Genomic DNA, 11,862 nt, shown 5'->3' with positions numbered 1-11,862 from the left:
CCGGCTTATTTTAATGATATCAGTGATCATTGTTGAAGATGATTCCGAGATCCGTGAAAGTTTACAATTACTAATTAACGGAACAGTGGTTTACGAATGTCTTCAAACTTTTGAAGATGCCGAATCTGCATTAATATGGCTTGATGATGAAATCCCCGATGTTGTATTGATGGATATTGGTTTACCGGGTATGAGTGGAATTGATGCTATAAAAAAGATTAAAACAAAATATCCAAATTTGGATGTCCTGGTTTTGAGCATTCATGAAAATGACGAATACGTTTTTGATGCACTTTGTTCGGGAGCTTCAGGGTATTTAACTAAAGATTCTTCACCGCAAAAAATATTAGAAGGAATTAAAGAAACCCACAACGGCGGTGCGCCAATGAGCTCACAAATTGCTCGAATGGTTGTTGGTTCTTTTAAAGTCCAACCCGCTCCCGAACAATTAACCAAAAGAGAAACAGAAGTCCTTACCGAATTATGCAACGGTTCAAGTTATAAAACAATTGCCGATAAACTTTTCATAAGTGAAGAAACCGTTCGTAAGCATCTTAAAAATATTTACAAGAAGTTGGAAGTTCATTCAAAATCCGAAGCTGTCGCAAAAGCAATTCGAGAAAGACTAATCTAAAAATTCATTTCAAAATACCCCGATTGGGTAATACAACCCTTGCCAATTCATTAGTATCATTGCATTAGAATTCTTTCAATCAAAAGGGGGTAACATGAAACTATTCGATATTCTAATCGCCATTGTTGTTGCATTGATAAGTCAACTTCTGATTAACGCGCAGACTTTTAACAGAGATGCCGCAAATATAATCAACCAAACAAGCACAGATGTAAATTATGCAGGTGCCGCATGGATTGATTTTGATAATGACGGTGACCTCGATCTCCATGCAACAAAAAATCATTTGTTCATAAATAACGGAGACGGGACTTTTATTTATGATAACAGCAGTATTCAAGCAAACAACCCCGGAAATGCTAACGGCGTGAGTTGGGCTGATTATAACAATGACGGAATTTTAGACTTTGCAATGGCCGGCTCACCTATATTTCTATTTAAAGGAGAAGGTTCCTCTTTCGAAAGGATAACTAATACGGTTTTTAATCCCACCAACGATTATAGAGGTTGGGCACCTGCTTGGGCAGATTATAATAACGACGGCTTCATTGATCTTGTTGTTACACATGCTGTTGGTTTTCATAATGGGGGAAATAACCCCACATTTCTTTTTATGAACAACGGCGACGGCAGATTTACACGTATAGAAGATTATGAATTCACACAAAACCTTGCACCTTATACAATTCCGACTTGGACAGATTATGATCAGGACGGAGATTTAGATTTGTTCATTGGTAGCGGACCGGCAGGAAGTGCAGCACGTGATTATATTTACATAAATCAACTTATTGAAACCGGTTCAGTCGATTTCATTCGATTGGAAGATGGTCCATTAGGTACTGATTTACAAGATGGTCAAACTTATAACACTATCGATTATGACAACGATGGCGACTTTGATATTTTCTTAACTAATTATAGTGCTGTCCCTGATCGATTTTATATTAACGATAATGGAACTTACGTTTCAACATCAACAGCATTTACTGTCACAGGCTCAAACTTGGCAAACAATTGGGGGGACACTGATAACGACGGAGATCTTGATTTACTTGTAACAAGTGAAAACGGGAACTCTTTTTACAGAAATAACGGTGATGGTACTTTTACAAAAATTACCGACAATGGTATTAGCCCAACCGGTGCAACACGCGGAGCTTCTTTCGGTGATTATGACGATGACGGTGATCTCGATCTTTTCATTTCCGGTAATTCATTGGGAAGAGGTTTATACATTAATGAATTAGACAACGACAACAATTGGGTAAAATTTATTCTTCAAGGAACCGTATCAAGCAAAACCGCAATTGGCGCTAAAGTGAAAGTGAAAGCAATAATTGACGGCAATGAAACTTGGCAAATCAGAGAGTTGCTTGCTCAAAATAGTTTCGGCGCTCACAATAGTTTGGTCGTCCATTTTGGTTTGAAAGACGCTTCCGTAATTGAACAAGCAACTATTGAATGGCCATCGGGTCAAACAAGTGAATTATCTAATCTTACGATTAACGAAACTCATAATGTAACCGAGACTATACCAAACGGTTTTATGCGAGCAAATTTTTCCGCTGATGAAATTGAAGATTTTGGTGAAATAACTGTGCAGTTTGAAGACTTAACTTTTACCGATCCCGCCAACCCTATTACAAATTGGGAATGGGATTTAAACAATGACGGTACAATTGATGCTACCGAGCAAAATCCACAATGGACATATAGCGAAGTCGGTATTTATACCGTAAAACTGATCGTTACTAATTCAAGTGGTAGCCAGGAATTAACTAGAGAAAATTATATTGAAGTGAAAGTAGAACCCGGAATACCGGTAATTCTAAGTTCTAATCCATCGGCTTCCTATACATTAATTGCCAAAAACGGATCGGTTGGATTCAGTGTTACCGCCGAAGATCCAACCGGATATGAGCTAGATTATGCTTGGACAAAGAATGGCATCAGCGCTTCAACAAGTTCAACATACAATTACAGTTCATCATTTATTTTACCGACACCAAGAACAGATACTGTTTCTGTTACAATTTCTAATCCGATGAACTCAATTTCAAAAACTTGGTTCGTAAATGTTGTGGACGATCCCACAAGTGTTGAAGATGAATCAATTCCAACGGAATATAGTTTAGCGCAAAATTATCCTAATCCGTTTAATCCGTCAACAACAATTAATTACTCGATTCCAAAACATTCACATGTCACATTAAAATTATTTGATGTACTTGGAAATGAAATTGCAATTTTAGTTAACGAGCAAAAATCAACCGGGACTTATTCAGTCGATTTCAATGCTGATCAATTTTCAAGCGGAATATATTTTTACAGTTTGAGAGCCGGAAATTTTTCAACGGTTAAAAAAATGACTCTCATAAAATAATCACCTCCTAACAATGCCGTGTTCATTTAGCAATGGGGGGATGGACACGGCATCTATTCAAGGATAACATTATGAAACTAATATATCTGTGTATCTTAGTGCTTACTTTTACTTTATCAAGCAAAGCACAAACTCAAAAATCTTGTGAATCGTTAAACTTCTCCCAATTTGATTTTTGGATTGGTGAGTGGGATTTAACCTGGTATGATTCTGATGGAAACGAGTATAAAGGTCATAACTCTATTTCTAAAATTTTAGACGACTGTGTTATCGAAGAAAATTTTGAAGATTATAATTCGGGATTCAGAGGTAAAAGTGTTACAACTTATTCTTCTCTGAAAAATAAGTGGCTTCAAACATGGGTCGATAATACCGGAAACTTTATGGTCTTTGGAGGCGGTGTTGATAAAGAGAATATGATCTTGTCGAGAAACTTTATAAACCCCGAAGGAAATGAGATCTATCAGCGAATGATTTTCCACTCAATTGAAAAAAACTCGTTGATTTGGAATTGGGAGATGTCCCTAGATGGCGGACAAACTTGGGAGTTGCGCTGGCAGATTTTTTATAAGCGAAAATAACTGAAGTTTCACAATCTCATCGATTACCCGCTTTAAATGTGATATTATGTCAACATATCTTTTAATATATTAAATAATTTTATTGTGTATTAAAATATAAAAGTATAGTTTATTAGCGTCTTTTTTCTCACATAGACTCCATATACACATTATCATATAAATCCACCAATGGGTGCGAACGTATTACTGAACATTCCGAGTAAATGTTATTGACCAGCCACAATAGCATCATGATATGATGTTCTTTTGAGTGTTATCAAATTCAATCAAATTAACAATCATATTCATACTTAGTATTATTTCTTTAGAAACATAAATACGAGGGTGCTCTAATGAAATCTTTACGAGGATTCCTACCTGTATTTTTGCTATTTGTTTTTTCTACATTAGCAATAAATGCTCAGATAGGTACGCCGAACCTTTCCGCACCAATTAACGGTGCAACTTACATTACTACTTCACCAACGCTTAGTTGGTGGTATGTCGCTTCTGATTACTCGCCGGGTCCTTTTACTTTCTCGGTGGAAATCAGTACTAGCTCAACTGATTTTTCAGGTTCAAATTTAGTTTACATCACTTCAATATCTACTTATGGTGCGGGTTATTTAACTGTTCCTTCCAGTGCAGGATTAGTCGTCGGTATAACATATTACTGGAGGGTTGGAATTGGAACTACTTATTCAGCCATCTGGAGTATGACTCCTTCATCGGGCTATACTGATCCAACAGGTTATTCACTCGCTGTGAGTGTTGTCGGAAACGGAACTGTTACAAAAACTCCCGACTTAACATCTTATATAACCGGATCAACCGTAAGCTTAAATGCTGTTCCAGCCAGTGGATGGATTTTCAGCGGTTGGAGTGGCGATGCGAGCGGTACTTCAAATCCTCTATTAGTTACAATGAACAGTAATAAATATTTCACTGCAACCTTCACACTTCCAGCAAGCCCGATTCTAGTTTCCCCAGACAATGAAGCTGATGAAGTGACATTATATCCTAGGTTTTCATGGAATGCCTATATCGGTGCAACATCTTATAATTTACAAGTTTCTACAGAGGATACTTTCGCAACAACCATAATTGACTTAGTTAAACAGGCAAGCGATATCGATGCACTTTACCATGATGTCACAGGTGCTGCATTAGTTCCGCTAACACAATACTTCTGGAAAGTAATTGCAACCACTGCAACGGGCTCTATTACTTCCGACACGTGGAGTTTTACCACAAAAGAGATTTTACCACCGGAACCTTTCAGTCTTCTATTTCCTTATAACGGATTTAACATTTCGGGTATAAATACCCCCTTTTCTTGGGAAGCGTCACAAAATGCATCAAGTTATAATCTGATAATCGTAGATATAACAAATCCTACACCTGATACCTTAATAAATATTATTACTACAGACATCCAATATGTTGTTCCTGAGCTTCCCGGGTCAAGTCATTTCCAATGGAATGTTATTGCTTCCAACGATGGAATTAAGCTTGACGCTGCAACATCCTTCAATTTTACATCTGGAAATACATACTATGTAGCAACAACAGGAAACAATAGTAATCCCGGAACTGAAGCATCACCATATTTATCTATTAACTATGCAATAGATAATGTTCCGCCTGGAAGTCTTATAAAAGTTAAAAACGGTGTATACTATGAGTTGGTTGAAGTTGAAATACCTTTAACAATAATTGGCTACGGTAGTTCTTACCCAAGCATAGTTGGATTACGAATAACTTCTTCCTTTGTGAATATCGCGAATTTCAAACTACTGTCATCAAATCCTTATGGTGTTTCTATTGGGCCGTTTCTACCTATTTCAAACATTTCATTAGATAACATACAAACGGTAAGTGGAAGTACATTCACTAATGGCTTTGTAGCTTATCTTGTTGATTACCTGACAGTTACAAACTGTAATTTCTCAAATAATTCTAATATTGGCATTGAGCTGTTGCAATGCAGTAATGTTTTATTTGATAACGTTATTGCAAATGAAAATCTCTTGGGTATGTCATTCTACTCATGCAGTAATTCTACATTTAATTATGTCACAGCGAAACAAAATGAGGCAATTGGCTTTGCGCTAACAGATAATGTGGACTTAGGATTCAACAATATAAAAGCAGGATTAACTACTGATGAGTTTAATAATCTTTTGGGTGGTATACCAACTCAAGAAATTGGTATTTCTTTAGGTGCAAACGAAAATATTTCATTTAATGGCGGAATTATTGGTTACAATACAAATTTTGGAATCTATATGACTCAAAGCAACTTTGTTGCAAACCCCATAAGTATATTGGGACCACAAATGTTGCATGAATTACTTGATATAACATTTTCTGGTGATTTTGAAATCTTTCGAAATTCATTCGGAGTATTTCTGTCTTCACAATATAGCGGTCTTGAGATGAAGAATATTTCATTCCTATTTGGTTCTAAATTTATAGATAATTGGACTGCTGAAATCTATTTAGAAGGAAATATAACCGGAACCCTATTTGATGGAATAGAACTCTCTACCTCAGTAGCAGGGAGAGGTTTTGCAATCGGAGGCTATGGGGGTTTCCCTGGATTACAGCCGGAGAACATTAAAATTAATAATTCACTCTTTTCAGGTTATTTGGATCAATCAGCTATTTCCCTAACAAATATGTCTTCTGCTGCCATTAATAATGTCGATGCTCGTAATAATATTTTCCTTGATGCTGTTGATTATAATGATATTGAGAGATTGATTTATCACAAAGTGGATATGAATGAACTTGGTTTAGTGGACTTCTCGGGTTCCAGTGTTAGTCTAAATCCGGAAATTACTGTGGAAAGTGTAAACCCTGCATATACCGGTGCTACATATCTTTTAGATGTTTATTTCAATCCTAAACTTGAAGGTTATGTTCTACTTACCGGAGAATTCACTTATGATAATACTAAGTTAGAATATCTCGGCTACTTGAATGACGGATTAATTAATGATGCTACTTGGTCTTACTTCTCTGTTTCAAATACAGTTACCGGAGGTATCGGCGAACTAACATTCGCCGGTTGGGGGTTATCAGCAATTGATGAACCGGGTAAACTCTTTACACTGCAAATGAAAGTCCGTGGTGACGCAGCTGCTCCCGGCACTGCGGTAATCGAGGGAAATTCATTTGACTTTACCGCGTTAAATACCAACGCGATTGACTATACTGTTAATGTCACCAACGGAATTATAGATTACTTTGCTCCAACGGGCATAGTAGCAGATAAAGGAGACGTAACACTCGACAAACAAGTAACAATGGACGATTTCTATCTGCTTCTTTTATACTTAAACGGCAGCAGTAATCTTATAACCGATCCGCAAGCTTTGGATAACGCGGATTTCAACGATGACGGTGTTATTAATCTTACCGATCTTAATGAACTTTATGCATTCATAACCGGCGAAACTCCGAGTTCTGTTATAGCTAACGGTGGATTCAATTTAGCAAATGCAGTAATTATGAAGGAAGAAAAACTCGTTCAAATTCCTTTAGAAATTATTAACGCCGAGCACTTATTCAACATAACTGTTGAATTTGAATATGACCCAGCTATACTGAATTATCAATCATTTTCTTCTCTATATAAAATTGATGGGTATACAGTACTAGGTTATGAAAAGCAGCAAGGTATTTCAGTCTTTACATTCTTTTCGAATAAGGAATTAAATGGCACAATAACTCCGGGTGAAATCTATTTTAGAATTAATGAAATGAGCTTTACCGAAACAAATGTTAAAACAAAATATACTCTCAACGGAAAAGAAACACTCTCTGGACCAACTCTAACAGTTTCACCAAATGGTGTAACTGAAGTTGTGGATGAAGAAATGCCTTCGAAATTCGAAGTCTATCAAAATTATCCGAATCCGTTCAACCCGACAACAAAGATTAAGTATACAGTACCGGATGCCGGCTTTGTAACAATAAAGGTTTACAACATACTTGGTCAACTGGTTAATACATTGGTAAATACTGAAATGAACTCAGGTGTTTATGAAATTGTTTGGAACGGAAAGAATAATTATGGTTCGCAAGTTTCGGCAGGTGTTTATATTTATAGAGTTACGGCAGGTAAAAATATTGCAGTTAAAAAAATGATTCTCATAAAATAATACTGTTTGTTGAGTTGCACTTTTGGTATCAAGCAATCAACATAAATTGGGAGATGAGAAAATGCGAAAAGCATTTTATTCGAATAATCACTAACACTACTTAGCATGGCTGTAAAAACGAATCACTCTTTTTAGCTATAGTGTTAGATAATAAGCACCCTAAAAAAACGGTCTCTCATTGGGAGACCGTTTTAATTTCCTCATCATTTTTTTTGATCTGTTATTTCAACAGCCTTTTTTATTTTGTAATTTCAAATAAAAAATTATTCGTAAATGATCTCAGCCTGGCAAGAATATTTATCTAACAAACGAAACGTTTATAATCTCACAACAACATTTTCAGTTCTCATTCCGGTTTTAATTTTCCTACCAATGTATCTGACACATATTGAAACTCGTGATGGATTTGCCTTCACCGATCCTTTACTGGATTTATTCAGCCCGGTTGATCTTACATGGTGGACGTTTATAATTATTTATCTCGGATTAATACTTGCGGTTTTTCATCTTCGCAATTATCCCGGGATATTATTGCTCGCTCTTAAAGCTTATACAATTACCGCAATCTTCAGAATTATTGCGATGTATTTTCTTCCGTTAAATCCTCCTTCAACCATAATTCTTCTGAATGATCCATTTGTGCAGTTTTTTGGAACGGGAGAAATACTAACCAAAGATTTATTTTTTTCGGGTCACACATCTACGATGTTTATATTTTATTTAACTGCAAGAAATCGAGTTTATAAAAATTTATTTTTAGTCGGAACAATATTCGTTGGAGCTTTTGTATTGCTTCAGCATGTGCATTACACAATAGATGTTATTGCTGCTCCGTTTTTTGGCTATGGTGCTTTCGTATTCTCAAAATGGATCAATAATAAATTTGAAAAGTAATTTACTTGTAATGGAATTTTCTATGTCATATTTTTGTTTGGAATTGTGTTCAACTTGGGAGATGTTATGATTTCTGACGCAGTTTATTATCATTACTTAAACGCACTACTTGAAGGAAATAAGGCAGAGTGTGTAAAAATTATAGCCGATTTGCTTGAAAGAAACGAAAGTGTTAAAGATATATACACGAAAATCTTCCAAAAATCGATGTATCGTATTGGCTACCTTTGGGAACATAATCGTACATCAGTAGCAAATGAACACCGCGCCACAAAAATTACCGAAAGTCTATTAAACCTTGTTTATCCTAAAATTTTAGAGACCGAGAAAAATTCGAAGAAAGTAATAATTACCTGCATCGATAAAGAATTTCATGAACTTGGTCCCAAAATCGTCTCGGATTATTTCGAACTGATGGGTTGGAATTCAATTTTTCTTGGAGCAAATACTCCCCAGGATGATATCCTCAATTTAATAAAAGAAGAAAAACCCGATCTTGTAGGTATTTCTAACAGTTTCTATATAAATGTTGCCAGACTTCTTAAAATGATTGAAAAAATTAAAGCTGAGTTCCCAGAACAAGAAGTTATAATTGGCGGACAAGCTCTCGATGAAGAAGTAACCAAGTCTTTATCACAATTTGATAAAGTTCATTTCATTTCTTCTCTCGATGTTTTGGAAGAATTCATAAAAGAGAGAACCAACTGATCCCATTAGTACTTCATTAAATAAATTCATATTTGTATTTTTCCTTCATAACTATTTACCGAAGGAATTTCTATGAAACTATATTCAAATGTGATATTTCTATTAGGACTATTTTTCTTTCTCGGTTGTTCGCAAAAAACTAATTCCGACATTAAAGATGTAATTCCCGTAGTAAAATTACTTGCCGGACAAACTGATTCTATTCTTGTAAGTGATTTGTTTTATGCGGAAAATTATGATCTTACCTTTAAGAAAAATCCCAACATCAAAATCGATTACTTAAAAGAGTCGAAAACCTTAGTTCTTCAAGCCGGAGATGATTATGAGGGAATGACTTTGGTTGATTTTGATTATAGTGGTCAAACTTATTCAATTCCGGTTACGGTTGAACTTCTACAGTCACACACTTTTAGTTTTGCACCAAATAAAAAATACAATTCAATTAATCTCTTTGGTAGTTTCAATCAATGGAACAGACAAAATTTACCGATGACAGATGAAGATGGAAATGGAACTTATGAAATTACTCTTCCATTTGAGGCCGGAGTTTATGAATACAAATTTTTTGCAGATGGAGAAGAGTTATTAGATCCTTCCAATCCTGAAAAACGACCCAATGGAATCGGTGGTGAAAATTCAATTATAAAAATTGAACCTCGCCATACAGATGAAATTTATCTTCATCAACTAAAATATGAAGAGGAATTTAACCAGTACATTTTTGAATTTGAGAATAAGAGCAAAGAAACATTTATCAACACGGATAATGTTGTTGCTTTGGTCAACAATAAAAAAGTTGAGTCAACGAATTTATCGGTTAACGGTTCTATCGTTAAAATAAAATTGGATAAACCAAATGGAGAAAATTTAATACGGGTCGGTGTAACAAATAACGGACAAGTTTCCAATATTCAATATGTACACACTTACGACGGTAAACCTATTGATAACAATTACTGGACTTGGTATGATGGTGTGATTTACTCATTAATGGTAGATCGTTTTTATGACGGTGATCTTTCATTAAATAATCCCATTAAACATGATTCACTTGCGGATAAAGCGAATTACATGGGCGGAGACTTACAAGGTATAATTAATAAAATTAACGCCGGCTATTTCGATTCATTAAGCGTAAATGTAATATGGATTTCCCCGGTTTACGATAATCCAAATGAAGCATATAGAGAATATCCCGAACCGCATCGTTACTTCAGCGGTTATCACGGCTATTGGCCGATTCATCATTTGAATTTGGAAGAAAAATTTGGATCGATGGATAAGCTTAAAGAACTTATAAAAACCGCTCATAGCAAAAACATAAAAGTACTTTTAGATTTTGTTTCGAATCATGTTCACAAAGATCATCAGTTTTATAAAAATCATCCCGAATGGTTTGGTCAGCTTGAACTGCCGGACGGAAGATTGAACTTAAGATTCTGGGATGAATTCAGATTAACAACATGGTTTGAACCTTACCTCCCATCTTTTGATTATATAGGTTCTCAAGAAGCATTGGATGTAATGACCGAAAATGCTGTCTGGTGGTTGAAGAGTACCGGAGCCGACGGCTTCCGTCACGATGCAGTCAAACATGTCCCAAATGAATTTTGGAGAGAACTTACCAGAAAAATAAAAAAGGAAATTTCCGATCCGGAAAATAAATACGTTTATCAAATCGGTGAAACGTTCGGTGATTATGAACTTGTAAGTTCATATGTAAATAATGGTCAGCTTAGTTCTCAATTTAATTTTGAACTCTATAATACTGCACAAGCCGCATTTATTGATCCCGACTATTCATTTAAAAATTTGGATGATGAAATAAAAAAGACATCCGAAGTTTACGGCACAATTCATTACATGGGCAACATAATGGATAGTCATGACAAAAATAGATTTATGGCTTATACCGATGGCGATTTGGAACTTGCACAATGGAGTGCTGTTGAAGAAGGATGGAATAACCCACCGCGAGTTGATGATCCAAAAAGTTATGATAAAATGAAATTGTACATGGCTTACATGAATTCGATTCCGGGATTACCGGTAATTTATTATGGAAGCGAATTTGGAATGACCGGAGCATCTGATCCCGATAATAGAAGAATGATGCGATTCGGTAATGAACTTAATGAATACGAAAAAGAAACTTTACAAGATGTAAGAGAAATTGTTAATCTAAGAAAAGAACATCCCGCCTTACGCTACGGAGATTATTATAACATAAAAGCTGATGAAAATATTTTTGCTTACATCCGTTCATATATGAATGAAAGAATACTCGTAGTAATAAATAAAAATGAAAATCCACAAAATGTTGAATTGAATTTGCCACCAGTTTATAACGCTAATGAAATTGTAAACTTAACTTCGGATGAAGTTATTCGTTTAAGTAATTCTGTTAGCAATTTCAACATGGATGGAATTAGCTGGAAGATGTTTTTGATAAAGTAGTCGGTAGTCAGAATTCAGAACACAGAAGCCAAAATAAGGGTGAGTTTAATACTC

7 protein-coding genes are annotated in these 11,862 nt (G+C 35.4%); all 7 read left to right on the top strand.

Annotated elements, in window-relative coordinates; all coding sequences use genetic code 11:
- Nucleotides 1–13: 13 nt before the first annotated feature.
- Entirely contained in the window at nucleotides 14–634 is a 621-nt protein-coding gene (locus QY331_00375; GenBank protein ID WKZ69703.1) for a response regulator transcription factor, read from the top strand.
- A 94-nt stretch (nucleotides 635–728) separates the two neighbouring features.
- The gene (locus tag QY331_00370; protein ID WKZ69702.1) at nucleotides 729–3,020 is read left to right on the top strand and encodes an FG-GAP-like repeat-containing protein; all 2,292 of its coding nucleotides are present in this window, start codon (nucleotides 729–731) and stop codon (nucleotides 3,018–3,020) included.
- Nucleotides 3,021–3,091: 71 nt separating this feature from the next.
- On the top strand, nucleotides 3,092–3,601 hold the full coding sequence (locus QY331_00365; protein WKZ69701.1) for a DUF1579 family protein: 510 nt from the start codon (nucleotides 3,092–3,094) through the stop codon (nucleotides 3,599–3,601).
- Between the two features lie 332 nt (nucleotides 3,602–3,933).
- Nucleotides 3,934–7,749: a FlgD immunoglobulin-like domain containing protein gene (locus QY331_00360; GenBank protein WKZ69700.1), complete on the top strand. Its 3,816-nt coding sequence runs from the start codon at nucleotides 3,934–3,936 to the stop codon at nucleotides 7,747–7,749.
- Nucleotides 7,750–8,022: 273 nt separating this feature from the next.
- Entirely contained in the window at nucleotides 8,023–8,643 is a 621-nt protein-coding gene (locus QY331_00355) for a phosphatase PAP2-related protein (protein ID WKZ69699.1), read from the top strand.
- Nucleotides 8,644–8,709: 66 nt separating this feature from the next.
- The gene (locus QY331_00350; protein ID WKZ69698.1) at nucleotides 8,710–9,351 is read left to right on the top strand and encodes a cobalamin-dependent protein; all 642 of its coding nucleotides are present in this window, start codon (nucleotides 8,710–8,712) and stop codon (nucleotides 9,349–9,351) included.
- Nucleotides 9,352–9,423: 72 nt separating this feature from the next.
- Entirely contained in the window at nucleotides 9,424–11,808 is a 2,385-nt protein-coding gene (locus tag QY331_00345) for an alpha-amylase family glycosyl hydrolase (protein ID WKZ69697.1), read from the top strand.
- Nucleotides 11,809–11,862: the final 54 nt, after the last annotated feature.

This window comes from Melioribacteraceae bacterium, assembly GCA_030584085.1.
GTDB lineage: Bacteria > Bacteroidota > Ignavibacteria > Ignavibacteriales > Melioribacteraceae > SURF-28.
The sequence above is the reverse complement of the archived record's forward strand: the minus strand, read 5'-3'. Positions and strand labels throughout refer to the sequence as shown.

Excerpts from the sequence above, each read along its gene's own strand:
- QY331_00345 (WKZ69697.1), top strand. The coding sequence starts at position 9,424 with ATGAAACTATATTCAAATGTGATATTTCTATTAGGACTATTTTTCTTT.
- QY331_00360 (WKZ69700.1), top strand. The coding sequence starts at position 3,934 with ATGAAATCTTTACGAGGATTCCTACCTGTATTTTTGCTATTTGTTTTT.
- QY331_00350 (WKZ69698.1), top strand. The coding sequence starts at position 8,710 with ATGATTTCTGACGCAGTTTATTATCATTACTTAAACGCACTACTTGAA.
- QY331_00370 (WKZ69702.1), top strand. The coding sequence starts at position 729 with ATGAAACTATTCGATATTCTAATCGCCATTGTTGTTGCATTGATAAGT.
- QY331_00355 (WKZ69699.1), top strand. The coding sequence starts at position 8,023 with ATGATCTCAGCCTGGCAAGAATATTTATCTAACAAACGAAACGTTTAT.
- QY331_00375 (WKZ69703.1), top strand. The coding sequence starts at position 14 with ATGATATCAGTGATCATTGTTGAAGATGATTCCGAGATCCGTGAAAGT.
- QY331_00365 (WKZ69701.1), top strand. The coding sequence starts at position 3,092 with ATGAAACTAATATATCTGTGTATCTTAGTGCTTACTTTTACTTTATCA.